Here is an 18,434-nt window from a genome sequence, read left to right as displayed (position 1 = left end):
GGTCAACGGGGAGCGTGGGTTGTGCGCCTTTACCAGCCGCGTTCCTTCCATTCGGCCAGGTGCGGCCGTTCGGCCCCCAGAGTGGTGCCGGCGCCGTGGCCGGGGTGCACCACGGTGTCATCCGGAAGGTACTCGAATATACGTTCGAATACGTCGCGGTACAGGGACGCGAAGCGTTCCGGGTCCTTCTGCGTGTTGCCCAGGCCGCCGGGGAACAGGGAGTCACCGGTAAAGAGGTGGGCCGGCGCGTCCGGCTCCCGGTAGAGCAGGGCCACGGATCCGGGGGTATGCCCGCGCAGCTTGAGTGCTTCAAGTTCGGCGCCGCCAAAGGGCACCCTGTCGCCGTGTTCAAGTGCCAGGACGGTGGGTACTTCGATGTCCCCGATGTCCTCCGTCCCGGCGGCGGTACGCGCTCCGGTGGCAGCCGCCGTTTCGGCGAGCGCACGGACATGGTCCCAGTGGCTGTGCGTAGTGATCACCAGTTCAAGCTTCGCCGGCACCCGGGCATCGGCGGCCCCTTCGGCCAGCAGGCGCTGGATGGCGGCGAAATCATCAGCGGCATCAATAAGGACCTGGGCGCCGGTGTCCTTGTCGGTGAGCACATAAACGTTGTTGTCCATGGTGCCCACGGACGCGCTCCGGATGGTGATGTTCTGCAGATTCTCCATCGGCCCAGTCTAGCGAGGCCGTTCCCGCACGTGCTTGCGCAGGGCTATTGTCTGCACCCGCCGACGGGCGTAGGTTGCAAGGATGCTCCTGAGGCTGGTCCGGCAGTACCTCGCTCCCTACAAAGGCACCGTAGCCGCCGTCGTTGCGCTGCAGCTGCTGCAGACTGTGGCAACGCTGTACCTGCCTACCCTGAACGCCGACATCATTGACCGCGGCGTCGTCACCGGGGATACCGGCGTCATCATGGAGGTGGGCGGCTGGATGCTCGCCGTCACGGCGGGCCAGATTCTCTGTTCCATCGCTGCCACGTTCCTCGCCGCGCGGGTGGCGATGAGCACGGGCCGCAATATCCGTTCCGAGCTGTTCACCAACGTGGAAACCTTTTCCTCCCGCGAAGTGGGCCTGTTCGGGCCGCCGTCACTGATTACCCGGACCACCAATGACGTGCAGCAGGTCCAGATGACGCTGCTGATGACGTTCACCATGATGGTCTCGGCGCCCATCATGGGCATTGGCGGGGTGCTGCTGGCCCTGAACCAGGACATACCGCTCTCCGGGATCCTGCTGCTGATCCTGCCGGTGCTGTTCGTTGTGATCGGTTTGGTCCTGCGGCGCCTGATCCCGCTTTTCCGGCGGGCGCAGCGGCAGATCGACCGGGTGAACTCCGTGCTGCGGGAGCAGATCATGGGGATCGCCGTTATCCGGGCCTTCATCCGCGAGCGCTCGGAGGAACAGCGGTTCGATTCGGCCAACGCCGACCTGACCGGCACCCAGTTGCGGATCAGCCAGCTGCTGGCGCTGCTGTTCCCGGCAGCCATGTTGGTGGCCAACCTCGCCACCGTTGCCGTGATCTGGTTCGGCGCGTTCCGGATCGAGGCCGGGCAAATGCAGATCGGCGCCCTGACGGCCTTTATCGCCTACATCATCCAAATCCTCATGGCCGTGATGATGTCCATGTTCCTGATCATGATGCTGCCCCGCGCTGCAGTCTGTGCCGAGCGCATTTACGAGGTGCTGGATACCCGCACCAGCGTCACGGACACCCCGGACGCGGCGGAACTGGAGTACGACGGCGGCCGGCTCACCTTCACCGACGTCGGCTACAGCTATCCGGGGGCGGAGGACCCGGTGCTGCACAGCATCAGCTTCGAGGCGCTGCCGGGGGAGACCACAGCCATCATCGGCTCCACCGGGGCCGGGAAAACCACCCTGCTGAATCTGGTGCCGCGCCTGCTTGATGCCACTTCCGGCACCGTCAGCGTGGACGGCCAGGATATTGCCGGTGTCACCCTCGCCTCCCTGCGGCACGGGATCGGCCTGGTGCCGCAGCGGGCCTACCTGTTCAGCGGCACCATTGCCTCCAACCTGCGCTTCGGACGTCCGGAGGCAACGGACGCGGAACTGTGGGAAGCGCTGGAGACCGCCCAGGCCGCAGACTTCGTCCGGGCCGGGGACGGCGGGCTGGACCATCCGGTGGAACAGGGCGGTGCCAATTTCTCCGGGGGACAGCGCCAGCGCCTGGCCATTGCCCGTGCCCTGGTGGTGCGGCCCTCGATCTACCTCTTCGATGACAGTTTCTCCGCCCTGGACTTTGCCACCGACGCGCGGCTGCGCAGCGCCCTGAAACCGCAGACCCGGAACGCCACCGTGGTGGTGGTGGCCCAGCGGGTCAACACCATCACCGACGCTGCCCGGATAGTGGTCCTGGAGGAGGGACGGGTCGTGGGGCAGGGAACCCACGCCGAGCTGATGGAGTCCTCCCCGACGTACCGGGAAATCGTCGCCTCCCAGCTCACGGCCGAGGAGGTCGCGTGAGCGGGCACGGGGCGGGCATGCGAGGACGCCCGGGAGCCCCGGCAACGGCGAAACCCGAGAACTTTGCCGCCAGTGTCCGGCGCATCCTGGTCCTGATGGCACCGGACCGGCTCCGCGTGGCCGCCGTGATGCTGGCCGCCGTCGTCTCGGTGGCGCTCGCGGTCAGTGCCCCGCGGATCCTGGGGGAAGCCACCAACGTCATCTTCGACGGCTTCATCGGGAACAGCCTGCCGGCGGGAATGTCCAAGGACGCCCAGGTGGAAGCCCTGCGGGCCTCGGGGGAGCGGGAACTGGCTGACATGCTCGCCGCCATGGACGTGGTGCCCGGGCAGGGGCTGGACTTCGGCCGGCTGGGCGGGATCCTGCTGGGCGTCCTGGCGATCTACCTGGCGGCCTTCGTCTTCGGCTGGTTCCAGGCCCGGCTGACGGCCCGTATTGTCCAGAACGCCATGTACCGGCTGCGGCGCGACGTGGACGGCAAGCTGTTCCGCCTGCCCATGTCCCACTTCCAGCAGCAGTCGCGCGGAGATGTCCTGAGCCGGGTCACCAATGACATCGACAACCTGGCCCAGACCCTCTCGCAGAGCCTCACCCAGATAGTCACTTCCGTGCTGACCATCATTGGTGTCCTGGCGATGATGCTCTCCATTTCCCCGCTGCTGGCGCTGATCGCCGTGGTCACGGTTCCGGTCTCCGCCCTGGTGACGGTACTCATTGCCCGGCGCTCGCAGGCGGAGTTCAAAACGCAGTGGAAATCCACCGGTGAGGTGAACGGCTATATCGAGGAAATGTTCACCGGCCAGGACGTGGTGAAGGCCTTCGGGCAACAGGAACGGGTGATTGAAGGATTCGCGCCGGCCAATGACCGTCTGTTCCGGTCAGCATTTCGGGCACAGTTCGTTTCCGGCATCATCATGCCGGCGATGATGTTCATCTCGAACCTGAACTACGTGGCAGTGGCCGTGGTGGGCGGGCTGCAGGTGGCCGGCGGGCAGCTGTCCATCGGCGGGGTCCAGGCCTTTGTGCAGTACAGCCGGCAGTTCAGCCAGCCCCTTGGCCAGCTGGGCGGGCTGATCAACATGCTCCAGTCCGGCGTCGCCTCGGCCGAACGCGTGTTCGCGCTGCTGGATGCGCGGGAACAGGAACCGGATCCGGCGCACCCGGAACATCTGGACAAGGTGCGCGGACGGGTGGCCTTCGAAGACGTGTCCTTCAGCTACAGTCCTGAAGCGCCGCTCATCAAGGATCTTTCCTTTGTCGCCGAACCGGGGCAGACGGTGGCGATTGTCGGTCCTACCGGTGCCGGCAAAACCACCCTCGTGAACCTGCTGATGCGCTTCTATGACGTTGATGCCGGACGCATCACCATTGACGGCGTGGACATTGCCCGGCTGAGCCGCGAAGAGCTGCGCAGCCGGATCGGCATGGTGCTGCAGGACGCCTGGCTCTTTGAGGGCACCGTCCGCGAAAACCTGGCCTACGGCGCCCCCGGGGCCACGGACGAGCAGATCCATGCCGCTGCACTGGCTACGCACGTGGACCACTTTGTCCGCTCCCTGCCGGAAGGCTATGACACCGTGCTGGGCTATGACGGCGGATCCCTGAGCCAGGGCCAGCGGCAGCTGCTGACAATCGCCCGCGCCTGGCTCTCCGACCCGGCCATCCTGGTGCTGGATGAGGCAACCAGCTCCGTGGACACCCGCACCGAGGTGGCCATCCGGATGGCAATGAATGCCCTCCGTCAGGACCGGACCAGCTTCGTGATTGCGCACCGGCTCTCCACCATCCGCGACGCGGACGTCATCCTGGTGGTGCGCAACGGAGAGATTGTGGAGCAGGGTGTCCATGACGCGCTGCTCGCTGCCGAGGGCTTCTATGCCGAGCTGTACCGCTCCCAGTTCGCCGGACCGGCAGTGGAATCGGCCGGGGGTGCTGAGGCGGCCGCTGCGCCGTCCGCACCGGACGGGCACTAGCATGACATCATGACTCCCGCGCCCGGCACCGGCCCTGAATCGCCCTCCACCGTCACCGATCCCGGTGTCCTGCCCTGGGTTCGGATCGACGCTGCAAGCTCGGTCCCCCCGTACGAGCAGTTGCGCCTGCAGATCCTGGACGCCGTTAACGAGGGCCGGCTCGCCGTGGGCACCCGGCTGCCGCCGGTCCGCGCGCTGGCAGGACACCTTGGGCTTGCGGTGAACACGGTGGCGCGGGCCTACCGGGAGCTGGAACAGGCCCAGGTGGTCACCACCCGCTCCCGGGCGGGAACAGTGGTGGCCGCCGCCGGTGACGCCGGCCGCAGCCGGGTAGCCGAGGCCGCCCGGGTCTTTGCCGACGCGGCCCGCGCCAACGGCATTCCCGCGGACGACGCCGTCGCGCTGGTGCGTGCCGCCCTGCAGTAAGGCTGCTGCTCTTCGCCTGCGGCGAAACTCGGCTGCTCGAATACGTTTTCGAATCGGTGTTTGAACTAGAGTGGAAAACGTGCCTAAATCGACTCTCACGACGGCGGACACTGTGTTTGCGCCGCATACTGCCAATGATCTGTCCCGACTGGTAGTGAAGGGGGCGCGCGAGCACAACCTCCGGAACGTTGACCTGGATCTGCCCCGGGACGCCATGATCGTGTTCACCGGCCTGTCCGGCTCCGGAAAGTCGTCGCTGGCCTTCGACACCATCTTTGCGGAAGGACAGCGCCGCTACGTCGAATCGCTTTCCGCCTACGCCCGCATGTTCCTGGGCCAGGTGGACAAGCCCGACGTCGACTTCATCGAAGGCCTCTCGCCTGCGGTCTCGATTGACCAGAAGTCCACATCGAAGAACCCGCGTTCCACCGTGGGTACCATCACCGAGATCCATGACTACATGCGCCTGCTCTGGGCACGCGTGGGACGCCCGTTCTGCCCCGTCTGCGGCGAGCCGGTCAGCCGGCAGACCCCGCAGGCCATTGTGGACCAGCTCCTGGAGCTTGAAGAAGGTACCCGCTACCAGGTCCTCGCCCCGGTGGTCCGCGGCCGCAAGGGCGAATTTGTGGACCTGTTCAAGGAACTTGCCGCCAAGGGCTACTCCCGTGCCCGGGTGGACGGCAAGCAGATCCAGCTCTCCGACCCGCCCAAGCTCGGCAAGCAGATCAAGCACAACATTGAAGTGGTGGTGGACCGCCTCGTAGCCAAGGACGGCATCCGGCAGCGGCTCACCGACTCGGTGGAAACCGGCCTGGCCCTCGCCGATGGCCGGATAGTGGTCGACTTCGTGGACCTGCCCGAGGACAGTGAGGACCGCACCCGGGCCTTCTCCGAAAACCTGGCCTGCCCGAACGAGCATCCGCTGGCCATTGACGAGATTGAGCCGCGCTCCTTCTCCTTCAACAACCCCTTCGGTGCCTGCCCGGTCTGCACCGGCATCGGCTCCAAGCTGGAGGTGGATGAGGACCTGATCATTCCGGACCCGTCCAAGTCCCTGGCCGAAGGCGCCATCGCTCCCTGGTCACTGGGCGCCGCCACCACCGAATACTGGAACCGGCTGCTTGAGGGCCTGGCCAAGGACATGGGCTTTTCCATGGACACCCCGTGGAAGAAGCTGTCCGCCAAGGCGCGCGAGGCAGTCCTCAACGGCAAGGACCACAAGGTGGTGGTCCAGTACCGGAACCGCTTCGGCCGCGAACGCAAGTACAGCACCGGCTTCGAAGGCGTCATCCAGTACATCCACCGCAAGCACCTGGAAACCGAATCGGACCATGCCCGGGACCGGTACGAGGAGTACATGCGCGAAATCGCCTGCCCCGAGTGCGGGGGAGCGCGGCTGAACCCTGCCTCCCTCTCCGTGCTGATCAACGGCCGCAACATTGCCGAGATCAGCGCCCTACCGCTCCGTGAGGCCGCCGAGTTCCTGGGCAGCCTGACCCTCACCGGACGGGAAGCACAGATCGCCAGCAACGTACTCAAGGAGATCCAGGCGCGGCTGACGTTCCTGCTCGACGTCGGACTCGAATACCTGAGCCTGAACCGGCCGGCGGCCACCCTCTCCGGCGGCGAGGCACAGCGCATCCGCCTGGCCACCCAGATCGGTTCCGGCCTGGTGGGCGTGCTGTACGTGCTCGACGAGCCGTCCATCGGCCTGCACCAGAAGGACAACCGGCGGCTGATCGAAACCCTGACCCGGCTGCGCAGCCTGGGCAACACCCTGATTGTGGTGGAGCACGACGAAGACACCATCCATGAAGCGGACTGGATTGTTGACGTCGGACCCGGTGCCGGTGAGCGCGGCGGCGAGATTGTGCACTCCGGTCCGTTGGCTGAGCTGCTCACCAACGAACGCTCCATTACCGGTGCCTACCTTTCCGGCCGGAAGAAGATTGAGATCCCGGCCAAACGGCGCAAGGTGGACAAGTCCCGCCAGCTGAAGATCGTGGGCGCGCGGGAAAACAACCTGCAGAACCTGAACGTGGACATTCCGCTGGGCGTGTTCACAGCGGTGACCGGTGTCAGCGGCTCGGGCAAGTCCACGCTGATCAACGACATCCTCTACAAGACCATGGCGAACAAACTCAACGGCGCCAAGCATGTGGCCGGCCGGCACACCCGGGTGGAGGGCCTGGAGCAGCTGGACAAGGTCATCCACGTGGACCAGAGCCCCATCGGCCGCACGCCGCGTTCCAACCCGGCCACCTACACCGGCGTCTGGGACCACATCCGCAAGCTTTTCGCGGAGACCAATGAGGCGAAGGTGCGCGGCTACCTGCCGGGCCGGTTCTCCTTCAACGTCAAGGGCGGGCGCTGCGAAGCCTGCCACGGCGATGGCACGCTCAAGATCGAGATGAACTTCCTGCCGGACGTGTACGTGCCCTGCGAGGTATGCCACGGCGCCCGGTTCAACCGGGAAACCATGGAAGTCCACTACAAGGGCAAGAACATTGCCGAGGTGCTGGACATGCCGATCGAGGAAGCAGCGGAGTTCTTCGCAGCGTTCGGTCCCATCTCCCGGCACCTGAACACGCTGGTGGACGTGGGCCTGGGCTACGTCCGGCTCGGCCAGCCGGCCACCACGCTCTCCGGCGGTGAGGCGCAGCGCGTGAAACTGGCGAGCGAGCTGCAGAAGCGCTCCAACGGCCGCAGCATCTACGTCCTGGACGAGCCGACCACCGGCCTGCACTTCGAGGACGTCCGCAAGCTGCTGGAAGTGCTCCAGGGCCTGGTGGACAAGGGCAACACCGTGATCACCATTGAGCACAACCTCGACGTGATCAAGAGCGCGGACTGGATCATTGACCTGGGCCCCGACGGCGGCAACGGCGGCGGCAGGGTCGTGGCCTCCGGCACCCCGGAGAAGGTGGCCAAGGTGGAGGGCAGCCACACGGCCACGTTCCTCGCGGAGATCCTCAACCCGTAACCGTTCTGCGGCAGGGCGCCATGATGCCCCCGGACAGTCCGTTTCGGCGGACTGTCCGGGGGCATTCCCGTCTTCCGGACCGCGTGATGTTTGGCCCGGCCATGCCGTGTTGCCCGGGCACGGCGCGCGGTGCCACAGACACTTCTGCGGAATATAACCGCCGCCGACATATTCCATCATTGGTATACCTTTTTCCCTTAGTCCTTCCCGGTATGCCAAACTTGGGCCGTGACTTCTCCCCGGCTCTTGGTGCTCTTTGATCTCGATGGAACGCTGGTTGACCCCAACGGCGCCATCACCGGCGGTATCAGTGCCGCCCTGTCCGCCTGCGGCCTTCCGGTTCCGGCTGACGCGGACCTGCAGCGGATGGTGGGCCCCGCCCTCGTGACCTCCCTGCGGGACATCGCAGGCGTACCGGAAAGCCGGGTCGAAGAGGTTATCCGGCAATACCGCACCGGCTACCGGTCCGCCGGGATGGCACAGAGCCGTCCCTACCCGGGGATCCGCGACGCCGTCGAGCGGCTGGGCGCCCTGCACACAGTGGCCGTTGCCACCCAGAAGCCGGAGGCCCTGGCCGTGGAACTCCTCGGAGTGCAGGAGATGGGTGGACTCTTCGCCTCCGTGCACGGCTCACCGGCGGATGAACAGGCCGCCGCCGCACTGGACGGCAAGCGCAGCATTATCCGTGCGGCCCTGGAACGGCACGCCGGGAGCTACGACGCAGCCGTGATGATCGGCGACAGGCGCCACGACGTCGAGGGTGCACACGCCAACGGACTGGACTGCATCGGTGTGTCCTGGGGCTTCGCAGCCCCGGGCGAACTGGACGGAGCCGGCGCCGCCGTTGTGGTGGATACCGCCGCGGAACTGGTGGATGCGGTACTGCGCTCCGCTGAGAACGGACCGGCGCTCCATGGCGCTCTATAACCTCACGCGGACCAGTATCCGCGGCCTTGTGGGCGGCCTGTGCCGGCCCACCATCACCGGACTGGAGAACGTACCGTCCAGCGGACCCTTTATTGTGGCCTGCAACCATCTCTCCTTCCTGGACAGCGTCCTGGTGCAGGCGCTGCTGCCGCGGCGGGTCGGGTTCTTCGCGAAGGCCGAGTACTTCACCGGCACGGGCCTCAAGGGCTACGCCATGAAGAGCTTCTTTGAAGGCGTGGGGTCCATCCCGGTGCAGCGTGACCAGCAGGCCGCCAGTGTGGCAGCCCTCCGGACCCTGCTGGACATCCTCGAGGACGGCGGAGGGGTAGGCATCTACCCCGAGGGCACCCGCTCACGGGACGGGCTGCTCTACCGCGGCCGGACCGGCGTCGGCTGGCTGGCACTGACCTCCGGTGCCCCCGTGGTTCCGGTGGGCCTGATCGGCACGGAGAACCTGCAGCCGGCGGGCAAAAAGACCGTGAAGCCGGGGCACTTCACCCTGAAGGTCGGTGCGCCGCTGTACTTCCAGAAGACCGGACCCGAACATGCCCTTCCGGCGCGCCGGCAGGCCACGGACCGGGTCATGGACGCCATCGCCGAACTCACCGGCCAGGAGCGCGCGGAGAGTTACAACCGCAACCGGCCCGAGGGGTAGCCCGCGGGATCCCGGAAGCTCCTACCCCTCGGATGCCGAGCATGCGACCGTCTACTGCGTCATGCGAACGCGGGAGGTCCAGGAGTGACCGTCCCAGTACCTGAAAGGCGCTATTCCTTCGGGGTCCGGGTAAAAGCCGGGAATCTTGTCCGTGTTCCCAGCCTGTGAATCCGGGGCTGAAGCCTCCGGAATCTCCCCGTTATCTGCACCATCGTCGCTCAGGCTTATGACTCCGGTCTGAATCACCGGCGTTGCCTTCTGCGCGAGTTTCGCAGCCGCCTTCTCCTCGCGGGCACGCTGCGCCTGCGCAGCCTTCGCCTCGCGTTGGCGCTGCGCCTCCGCGGCCTTGTCTTCCCGCAGACGCTGGGCTTCGGCTGCCTTTTGGGCGGCTGCATCTGCTTTTTGCCTGTCCGCTTCAAGCCTGGCCCTATTGATCTCGGCGATGGCTTCGCGGATCCCCTGCACCTGTGAGTTTTCGGCCAGAATTTTCTCTAAATCGGCGACAGCCCGCCCGTAAGCCTTCTCCTGAAGGCTGATATTGGACCGGTGGACTAGGGCTTTAAAGCGAATATTCTCTGAATACTTCTTGCTGGCAGTCAGCGGTTTGATGCACTCCTTGGCGGCCACAAGCTGTCCGAGTTCGAGGTGGGCCTGGGATCGGAGAATGGCCAGCAGCGCGGTGACTTCCGAATCCACGGGGACGCGGTCGGTCAGCCTGAGCACTTCGTCCCAATCCCCCCTGTCGGAATAGAGCTCTGTGAGGCTGAGCAGCGCGGGGTAGGTCGGATCCAGCTGTTCAACGTAGTGAATAGCTTCATCACCCCGGTGCAGCGATTGAAGGGCCTCTGCCAGGACCAAGGTCAACGCAGCCCCTGTAAGGGGCAGGCACACTATCACCCCGCCTGCTATTTCCAGATCATAGGTGAAGCCGGGCAGGTATTTGAGGACAAACGGATTGGTCTCGATTGGTGCCGGGCCGTGGATAGCGCTTCGCAGTTGAAGTGCGGCAGCCTCGTAGTTGCCTTCGCGAAACTGCTGGAGTCCCAGCAGTGCCGCAGCCGCGTGCCCGTATACGGGATGTTGCAGGACCAGTCCATCAAGTCCTGGGGTCTGTCCGGATACCGCGTAGGCGTAGAGTGCCTTTTCTTCCTTGGGTGCGAGTAAGCCAGGCTTCGGCAGCGATGTTGGGCGGGGCGGGGCAACAGGAGCAGCCCTCCGTTGAGGGGCGGTCCTCGCAGCCGGCCTGCGTGAGGATGACGACGTTCCCGCCACCTTCGTCCGCCCGGCATAGGCGCTGACACCCGTGGTGGAAACACGGACAGTGACGCCGGGCATGACCTTGATCGACGTGCTTTTCTTAAATCCCACTACTCGCCTTCCGTTAGCGACAGGCTGGTCCTGAATTCGCTGGCTTCCGATTCTTCCTTAAATTCCAAAGTGGTGACACCCACCAAACGCGTGACGGCTTCTTTGACTTCAGCAGGGGTGGCATAAAAGAACTCCCGCCTGAGATTGACCTTATTGACCCGCCGTGCTTCAAATTCACGATGCAACGCTGCCTCCAGAGCGGCCGCGTCTTCGCTGAAGAAAAGGACATGTATGTCGTAAAGGAATGGAACGCCGGCGCCGCTGAGTTCCCTGATACGTTCCGTGGGCTCGAGCCTTCGAGTCATGCCGATTTTTACAATACGATCCCCGAAGGCGCCTAGGTTAGAGATGACGTAAACATAGCCCGTGCGCACATTCGCCTGCCGATTCTCTATATCCCGAAGCTTCGCCTCCGCTTCCTCAACAAACTGCTGCATGGCGGCGACGGCGCCGGGTTCCCCGCTATCGACCGCGATCGCCAGAGCTGCCAGGTACTTGTCGCGCTCCTGCTCAATCTTGTCCCGAGCCTTCTGCAGCTCCTTTTCAACTTTTTCCTGTTCGCGTGCCTCCTCCCTGAGTGCGCGCTGCGTCTCGCGTTCATCCGCCACCTTGGCATGGTAATCGGCGGTCAGTCTCAACTCTTCCAACCGCAGCCGGTGGTAGTCCTCGGTGATCTCGATTGCCATGCTCTTGCCGAGTTTCTCGATTGACTTTTTGGCACGTTCAAGTCGGGAAAGGTTGGCTTCAAGAGAGTGGGCACGGACCGTACGTACGCAGTTATCCGCCTCGGCGTTGTATGCCCTCAGCATGAGCTTGCACTGCTCTTTCACCATCTGTGCACCTTTGGCGAGGCTACCGTTTACCGCCCAGTTCGTCGCTCCCGTAACCGCTCGTTCTTTCACGACTTCCTTTATGGAGCTCCGAAGCTTGGAAAGGCGGTCTTTGTACTGGACGGCATCCTCCAGCGGATGCGCGAACTCATAAATACCCAGGTCTTGGAGAAGGTTGATCTCGCGAGTCTCCACTATCCGTGACTCAAGCTCGGCCAGAACAGCCTCGCGTTCACGGATTCGGTGGTCCAAATCCTGGAGCACGGCCAGCTTTGATGCGTCCGGCACCCCGGCAGGGGAAGGCGGATATGCACTATTGGGTCGCTCGACTGTGGCTTCATCCGTCGCTGGCGCCTCGTCGAGGACTGCCCCGTGGTACCTGAGCAGGTCCGGGAGCCCGCCGTTCCACCCCTGCGAGACTGAACGAACCTTCCATTCTCCGTTCCGGCGGTAGATTTCACCAGCAACGGCAACACGTTCCGTGGATAACCCTTCACAGGGGATCTCGAAAAGTGTTCCAGAGTCAGCCGACAGCGTGAGACCCAGCGAATAGAGTTCACCTAATCTGGAGTCTTCAGCATCGAGGGCGCCTGCGACTGCGATGGTGTGGACATCGTCGGGTAATCGGTCAAGGAATATCTCTGCCCTGTGCGCATGCTTCGACGAAGTGTCGCTTCGTCCTATATAGCGGGCAATACCGTTGTGATAATCCGGCTGGTTGTAAAAGACAACCTCTGCGTTGGTGGATACCTTTCCGTTAGCGTCCAGCAGCAGCATAAACAGGTCCACCTCCTGTGTGCCGGACTGCGCCGTCCAGTGGAGCTCTAAGCGGAGTCCTTGGTGGACGGGCGCTGCGATAAGGGAGTTTGCCCCTTTGGGCAAGGAAACATGCGGCATAAAAGGACCATATAACGGCCCTCGGACAAAAGGTCCTCAACGGTATTCCCGAGGGGTAGCCCGCGGCGTTCAGCGTCCCGCGAAACGCCGGCCGTACGTCAGGGACGCCGCGGAGGCGAACGTAGGATGGAACAGTGGCAGATCCAGCAACCTACCGGCCAAAAACAGGGGAGATCCCCACGGCCCCGGGCGTTTACCGTTTCCGGGATGAACACGGCCGGATCATCTACGTGGGCAAGGCCAAGAACCTCCGCTCCCGACTGAACTCCTACTTCGCCAATCCGCGCGGCCTGATGCCCAAAACCAGGGCCATGGTGCACACTGCCGCCGGCGTGGAGTGGACCGTGGTGGGAACCGAGCTGGAAGCACTGCAGCTTGAATACACGTGGATCAAGGAATTCAATCCGCGGTTCAACATCATGTTCCGGGACGACAAGTCCTACCCCTACCTGGCCGTAACCATGGGGGAGAAGTACCCCCGCGCCCAGGTGATGCGCGGCGACCGGCGCAAGGACACCCGCTATTTCGGGCCCTTCTACCCGGCCAAAGCCATCCGGGAAACCCTGGACACCCTGCTCCGCGTCTTTCCGGTGCGCACCTGCAGCAGCGGCGTTTTCAAACGCGCCGAACGCACCGGCCGGCCCTGCCTGCTCGGCTACATCGACAAGTGCGCCGCCCCCTGCGTGGGGAGGATCAGCCCCGAGGACCACCGCCAGCTCGCCGCCGAGCTGTGCGACTTCATGGCAGGGGAGGGCAAACGGTTCATCTCCAGCCTGGAAAAGGAGATGCAGGCTGCGGTGTCCGAACTGGACTATGAGACCGCGGCCCGTCTCCGCGACGACATTTCGGCACTGCGCAAAGTGTTCGAGCGCAACAACGTAGTGCTCAGCGAAGACACTGACGCGGACATTTTCGCCCTCGAAGAGGATGAGCTGGAGGCCTCAGCCCAGGTCTTCCACGTCCGCGGCGGGCGCATCCGCGGACAGCGCGGCTGGGTGGTGGAAAAGGTGGAGGACAACGACACCGCGGATCTGGTGGAGCACCTGATCCAGCAGGTCTACGGCGAGGCGAATTCCACGGACCGCATTCCGCGCCAGGTCCTGGTCCCGGTGCTTCCCCCCAATGCCGAGGAACTGGCCGAGTGGCTGCACGGCCTGCGGGGCGCGCGGGTGGACATCCGGGTGCCCATGCGCGGCGACAAAAAAGCGCTCATGGAAACCGTGGCCCGTAACGCCTCCGATGCCCTCCGGCTGCACAAGAGCCGCCGGGCGGGCGACATCACCACGCGCTCTGCCGCCCTGCAGGAGCTCCAGGAGGCCCTGGACCTGGACGCGGCTCCGCTGCGGATCGAATGCTATGACATCTCCCACGTCTCCGGCACCAACGTAGTGGCCTCCATGGTGGTGGCCGAAGACGGCCTGCCCAAGAAATCCGACTACCGGAAGTTCTCCATCACCGGAGAAGCCGCACGTGATGACACTGCCTCCATGTATGACGTCATTTCGCGGCGCTTCCGCAACTACCTTGCCGAAAACGCGGACCCCGCAGCTGATCCGGATGCCCCGCAGGAACTGCCGGCAGAGCGTCTCGACGACGGCGCAACCGACGTGCAGCCGCTCACGGATACCCTGACCCCGGCGCCGCGCACCAAGTTCGCCTATCCGCCGAACCTGGTGGTGGTCGACGGCGGCCAGCCCCAGGTTGCCGCGGCCTCCAAGGCACTGGCGGACCTGGGCATCACCGACGTGCAGGTGGTGGGTCTGGCGAAACGCCTCGAGGAGGTCTGGGTCCCGGACAGCGATTTCCCGGTGATCCTGCCCCGCGCCTCCGAAGCACTGTTCCTGCTGCAGCGCATCCGCGACGAGGCGCACCGGTTTGCCATCACCTTCCACCGCCAGAAGCGCGGCAAGTCCATGACCGCTTCACTCCTAGACGAGGTCCCGGGCCTGGGCCCCACCAAGCGGCAGGCCCTGCTCAAGCACTTTGGCTCAGTGAAGAAACTCCGGGCTGCCTCCGAGGAGGAACTGCAGCAGGTTCCCGGCATCGGACCGGCCATGGCTGCTAACCTCCGCAGCCGTCTGGCCGATAGTTCCAAGGCGGAGGCGGCACCGGCAGTAAACATGTCCACCGGCGAAATCCTGGAAACTTAGCTACGCTGGGAAACCGGCGTGTCGCGGGAACGGATGATGCCTTTCCGGGCAGGGCCAGGCAGTGCAACAGGATGGGATCACACCACATGACGCAAGAGGACGGCTTGTCCATAGTCAAGCCCGAGGAATCGGAGCTGCTCGTTGTCACGGGCATGTCCGGCGCCGGACGCAGCACGGCGGCGAATGCCCTCGAGGACCACGGCTGGTACGTGGTGGAGAACCTCCCGCCGCTGATGCTGGGCACCCTCACCGAACTGGTGTCCAGGATGCCGCAGTCCATCCCCAAGCTGGCCGTCGTCATCGATGTTCGCAGCAAGGAGCTCTTCCGGGACATCCAGGAAGCCCTGCGGAACCTGCGTGCCGCGGGCGTCGCCTACCAGATCCTTTTCCTCGACGCCGACGACGCAACCCTGGTCCGCCGGTTTGAACAGGGCCGGCGCCCGCATCCCCTCCAGGGGGACGGCAGCATCCTGGATGGCATCGCCTCCGAACGGGAGGTGCTTGCCGAGCTGCGGGACAGTTCCGACGTCGTGGTGGATACCTCCAAGCTGAACGTGCACGCGCTGGCCACCACCGTCACCGAGCTGTTTACCGAGTCCGGTCCCATTGTGCTGCGCCTGAACGTGATGAGCTTCGGGTTCAAATACGGACTGCCCGTGGACGCGAACTACGTGGCGGATGTCCGCTTCATCCCCAACCCGCACTGGGTCCCGCAGCTGCGCCCGCACACCGGGCTGGACGAGAATGTCCGGGACTATGTCCTGCAGGCCAAGGGAACCGCCGAGTTCCTGGACCGCTACGTGGAAGCCCTGGAGCCGGTCATCGACGGCTACCGCCGGGAGAACAAGCACTACGCCACCATTGCCGTGGGCTGCACCGGCGGCAAGCACCGCTCCGTAGCGGTTACCGAAGAGCTGGCCAAGCGCCTGGCCCAGCTTCCGCGCGTCACCGTCAGCTCCCACCACCGGGATCTGGGGCGCGAATAATGTCCTTTCTCACCGGACCGCTGCCCCTGATACCGGAGGCGAAGGGACGGGGGGAACCCGGTAAGGCCGGATCCGTTGTCGCCCTGGGCGGCGGCCACGGCCTCTCTGCGTCCCTCTCTGCCCTGCGGCTGCTCACCACCGACCTCACCGCCGTCGTCACCGTGGCCGACGACGGCGGGTCCTCGGGCCGCCTGCGCCGGGAGCTCGGTGTCCTGCCGCCCGGCGACCTCCGGATGGCGCTGGCCGCGCTCTGCGACGACACCGACTGGGGCAGGACCTGGCGTGACGTGATGCAGCACCGCTTCCGCTCCCGTCCGGGCGTGGACGGTTCACTGGATGACCATGCCCTGGGCAACCTGCTGATTGTCACCCTCTGGGAGCTGCTGGGGGATCCGGTAGCCGGACTGCAGTGGGCCGGTGCGCTGCTCGGTGCCCGCGGCCAGGTACTGCCGATGTCCACCCTGCCGCTGACCATTGAAGGCGACGTGATCCGCCGGACCGCTGCCGGCACCCGGATCGAAACGGTAACCGGGCAGGCCCGCCTGGCCGCCGCCGGAACCCGCAGCAATGTCCATGAGGTCAGGCTGCTGCCGGCTGACGCACCGGCCTGCCCGGCTGCCCTGGAGGCAATCGACCTTGCCGACTGGGTCATCCTTGGCCCGGGGTCCTGGTACACCTCGGTGCTTCCGCACCTGATGCTGCCGCAGCTGCGGGATGCGCTCTGCGCCACCTCCGCCAAGCGTTGCCTGACGATGAACCTGAGCAACGAAACCACGGAAACCGCGGGCATGAGCGCCGTGGACCACCTGGCTGTGATCCGGCGTTACGCCCCGGAGTTCAAGGTGGATGCCGTCCTGGTGGATCCGTCAGTGGTAGGGGACCGGGAAGCGTTCGAAGAGGCCGTCGCCGAACTGGGCGGCCGCGCGGTCTTCGGTAAGGTGGGGGCAGCGTCGGGGCGTCCGATCCATGATCCGCTCCGCCTCGCGACCGCCTTCCACGATATGTTTGGGGAGATTTAGGAGTGTTTTTGTGGCGCTGACCGCAGCAGTAAAAGAGGAACTTTCGCGCCTCGAGGTGAAAAAATCCTCAGTCCGCAAGGCTGAAGTATCGGCGATGCTGCGTTTTGCCGGGGGGCTTCACATCATCTCCGGACGCATAGTCATCGAAGCCGAAGTGGACCTTGCTTCCACCGCCCGCCGGCTCCGCTCGGCCATCGCGGAGGTCTACGGGCATGCCAGCGACATCATTGTGGTCTCCGGCGGCGGCCTGCGCCGCGGAAACCGCTACGTGGTGCGCGTAGTCAAGGACGGCGAATCCCTGGCCCGGCAGACCGGGCTGCTCGACTCCCGCGGCCGTCCCGTCCGCGGCCTGCCCTCAGTGGTGGTCAACGGCTCCGCAGCCGACGCCGAAGCCGTCTGGCGGGGCGCCTTCCTGGCACACGGGTCCCTCACCGAGCCCGGCCGTTCCTCCTCCCTGGAAGTCACCTGCCCGGGACCCGAGGCCGCCCTCGCCCTGGTCGGTTCCGCCCGCCGGATCGGCATTTCCGCCAAGGCACGCGAGGTCCGCGGAGTGGACCGCGTGGTGATCCGCGACGGCGACACCATCGCCGCCCTGCTTACCCGGATGGGCGCCCACGATGCGCTGATGGTGTGGGAGGAACGGCGGATGCGCAAGGAAGTGCGGGCCACCGCAAACCGGCTCGCCAATTTCGACGACGCGAATCTGCGCCGTTCGGCCCAGGCCGCCGTCGCTGCCGGCGCCCGTGTGGAGCGTGCCCTGGAAATCCTGGGCGAGGACGTGCCCGAGCACCTGCGCTACGCGGGGGAGCTGCGCGTGGCACACAAGCAGGCCAGCCTCGACGAACTGGGCCACCTGGCCGAACCGCCCATGACCAAGGACGCCATCGCCGGCCGGATCCGGCGGCTGCTTGCCATGGCCGACAAGAGGGCAGCTGAACTGGGGATTCCGGGTACTGAGTCCAGTGTCACGCCGGAAATGTTGGATGAATAGCGATATTGCATAGGATGGACTAAGCATGCTGCCTTTTGGCGGCACCATGAGTTTCCGGACGGGCATTCCGTCCGGATCATCGATCCGACATATCAACGGAGGATTTTCGTGAACGAATACACACTGCCGGAACTGCCGTACGACTACGCAGCCCTGGAACCCCACATCTCCGCGCGCATCATGGAACTGCACCATGACAAGCACCACGCCACTTATGTAGCAGGCGCCAACACGGCACTGGCACAGATGGCCGAAGCCCGCGAAAAGGGCGAGTTCGGCACCATGACGAAGCTCTCCAAGGATCTGGCCTTCCACCTGGGCGGCCACACCAACCACAGCATCTTCTGGAACAACATGTCCCCGGACGGCGGCGACAAGCCCGAAGGCGAACTCGCAGCGGCCATCGACGAGTTCTTCGGATCCTTCGACAAGTTCCGTGGCCAGTTCACCGCTGTGGCCAACTCCATCCAGGGCTCCGGCTGGGCCATCCTGGCCTACGAACCGCTGGGCAAGAACCTGGTCATCGAGCAGCTCTACGATCAGCAGGGCAACGTCCCCGTAGGCACCATTCCGCTGCTGATGCTGGACATGTGGGAGCACGCCTTCTACCTGGACTACGTCAACGTCAAGGCTGACTACGTCAAGGCCTTCTGGAACATTGTCAACTGGGCCGATGTCGCAGCACGCTTCGACGCTGCCCGCACCGGTGCCAAGGGCCTGATCGTCCCGGCCTAGTCCGTACCCA

General features: G+C 64.9%; 14 protein-coding genes. 11 read left to right on the top strand and 3 right to left on the bottom strand.

What is annotated here, in order from left to right; genetic code table 11:
* Positions 1-29: 29 nt before the first annotated feature.
* Positions 30-668, bottom strand: a complete 639-nt coding sequence (locus QWJ37_RS08950; protein ID WP_227901928.1) for an MBL fold metallo-hydrolase — start codon at positions 666-668, stop codon at positions 30-32.
* Positions 669-750: 82 nt separating this feature from the next.
* Between QWJ37_RS08950 and QWJ37_RS08945 the strand changes: the two genes are divergently transcribed.
* From QWJ37_RS08945 to QWJ37_RS08920, 6 genes are all read left to right on the top strand, one after another.
* Positions 751-2,484, top strand: a complete 1,734-nt coding sequence (locus tag QWJ37_RS08945; protein WP_290245079.1) for an ABC transporter ATP-binding protein — start codon at positions 751-753, stop codon at positions 2,482-2,484.
* A 17-nt stretch (positions 2,485-2,501) separates the two neighbouring features.
* Complete coding sequence (locus tag QWJ37_RS08940; RefSeq protein ID WP_290245291.1) at positions 2,502-4,457, top strand: ABC transporter ATP-binding protein; 1,956 nt, start codon at positions 2,502-2,504, stop codon at positions 4,455-4,457.
* Between the two features lie 9 nt (positions 4,458-4,466).
* Positions 4,467-4,883, top strand: a complete 417-nt coding sequence (locus tag QWJ37_RS08935) for a GntR family transcriptional regulator (RefSeq protein ID WP_227927825.1) — start codon at positions 4,467-4,469, stop codon at positions 4,881-4,883.
* A 79-nt stretch (positions 4,884-4,962) separates the two neighbouring features.
* A complete protein-coding gene (gene uvrA, locus QWJ37_RS08930) occupies positions 4,963-7,866 on the top strand; it encodes an excinuclease ABC subunit UvrA (protein ID WP_227901925.1) in 2,904 nt (967 codons plus the stop codon).
* A 228-nt stretch (positions 7,867-8,094) separates the two neighbouring features.
* Entirely contained in the window at positions 8,095-8,793 is a 699-nt protein-coding gene (locus tag QWJ37_RS08925; RefSeq protein WP_227927824.1) for an HAD hydrolase-like protein, read from the top strand.
* On the top strand, positions 8,780-9,448 hold the full coding sequence (locus QWJ37_RS08920; protein ID WP_227901923.1) for a lysophospholipid acyltransferase family protein: 669 nt from the start codon (positions 8,780-8,782) through the stop codon (positions 9,446-9,448). Before QWJ37_RS08925 ends, QWJ37_RS08920 begins: the two co-directional genes overlap by 14 nt.
* A gap of 51 nt (positions 9,449-9,499) precedes the next feature.
* Here the strand turns inward: QWJ37_RS08920 and QWJ37_RS08915 are convergent, their stop codons facing one another.
* Positions 9,500-10,816 carry a DUF2510 domain-containing protein gene (locus tag QWJ37_RS08915; protein WP_290245078.1) on the bottom strand — a complete coding sequence of 439 codons (1,317 nt, stop codon included), beginning with the start codon at positions 10,814-10,816 and terminating at the stop codon, positions 9,500-9,502.
* Positions 10,816-12,543 (bottom strand): DUF4041 domain-containing protein, encoded by a 1,728-nt coding sequence (locus QWJ37_RS08910; RefSeq protein WP_290245077.1) that lies wholly within the window; start codon positions 12,541-12,543, stop codon positions 10,816-10,818. Before QWJ37_RS08910 ends, QWJ37_RS08915 begins: the two co-directional genes overlap by 1 nt.
* 134 nt (positions 12,544-12,677) lie before the next feature.
* On the opposite strand from QWJ37_RS08910, the gene uvrC reads away from it, so the two are divergent.
* The 5 genes from uvrC (at position 12,678) to QWJ37_RS08885 (ending at position 18,424) form a co-directional block, all read left to right on the top strand.
* Positions 12,678-14,693, top strand: coding sequence for an excinuclease ABC subunit UvrC (uvrC, locus tag QWJ37_RS08905; RefSeq protein ID WP_290245076.1), 2,016 nt, complete (start codon positions 12,678-12,680; stop codon positions 14,691-14,693).
* An 86-nt stretch (positions 14,694-14,779) separates the two neighbouring features.
* On the top strand, positions 14,780-15,679 hold the full coding sequence (gene rapZ, locus QWJ37_RS08900; RefSeq protein ID WP_290245075.1) for an RNase adapter RapZ: 900 nt from the start codon (positions 14,780-14,782) through the stop codon (positions 15,677-15,679).
* A complete protein-coding gene (gene yvcK / locus QWJ37_RS08895; protein ID WP_227901920.1) occupies positions 15,679-16,698 on the top strand; it encodes a uridine diphosphate-N-acetylglucosamine-binding protein YvcK in 1,020 nt (339 codons plus the stop codon). The genes rapZ and yvcK overlap by 1 nt, the downstream gene beginning before the upstream one ends.
* Before the next feature lie 10 nt (positions 16,699-16,708).
* Positions 16,709-17,689: a DNA-binding protein WhiA gene (gene whiA / locus QWJ37_RS08890; protein ID WP_227901919.1), complete on the top strand. Its 981-nt coding sequence runs from the start codon at positions 16,709-16,711 to the stop codon at positions 17,687-17,689.
* A gap of 108 nt (positions 17,690-17,797) precedes the next feature.
* Entirely contained in the window at positions 17,798-18,424 is a 627-nt protein-coding gene (locus QWJ37_RS08885; protein ID WP_227901918.1) for a superoxide dismutase, read from the top strand.
* Positions 18,425-18,434 lie beyond the last annotated feature (10 nt).

It is taken from the genome of Arthrobacter sp. YD2 (genome assembly GCF_030410475.1).
Classification (GTDB): domain Bacteria; phylum Actinomycetota; class Actinomycetes; order Actinomycetales; family Micrococcaceae; genus Arthrobacter_B; species Arthrobacter_B zhangbolii.
Note: the sequence above shows the minus strand (reverse complement) of the source record. Positions and strands in the feature narration are given on the sequence as shown.

Excerpts from the sequence above, each read along its gene's own strand:
- QWJ37_RS08950 (WP_227901928.1), bottom strand. The coding sequence starts at position 668 with ATGGAGAATCTGCAGAACATCACCATCCGGAGCGCGTCCGTGGGCACC.
- QWJ37_RS08945 (WP_290245079.1), top strand. The coding sequence starts at position 751 with ATGCTCCTGAGGCTGGTCCGGCAGTACCTCGCTCCCTACAAAGGCACC.
- QWJ37_RS08940 (WP_290245291.1), top strand. The coding sequence starts at position 2,502 with ATGCGAGGACGCCCGGGAGCCCCGGCAACGGCGAAACCCGAGAACTTT.
- QWJ37_RS08935 (WP_227927825.1), top strand. The coding sequence starts at position 4,467 with ATGACTCCCGCGCCCGGCACCGGCCCTGAATCGCCCTCCACCGTCACC.
- QWJ37_RS08920 (WP_227901923.1), top strand. The coding sequence starts at position 8,780 with ATGGCGCTCTATAACCTCACGCGGACCAGTATCCGCGGCCTTGTGGGC.
- QWJ37_RS08910 (WP_290245077.1), bottom strand. The coding sequence starts at position 12,543 with ATGCCGCATGTTTCCTTGCCCAAAGGGGCAAACTCCCTTATCGCAGCG.
- rapZ (WP_290245075.1), top strand. The coding sequence starts at position 14,780 with ATGACGCAAGAGGACGGCTTGTCCATAGTCAAGCCCGAGGAATCGGAG.
- yvcK (WP_227901920.1), top strand. The coding sequence starts at position 15,679 with ATGTCCTTTCTCACCGGACCGCTGCCCCTGATACCGGAGGCGAAGGGA.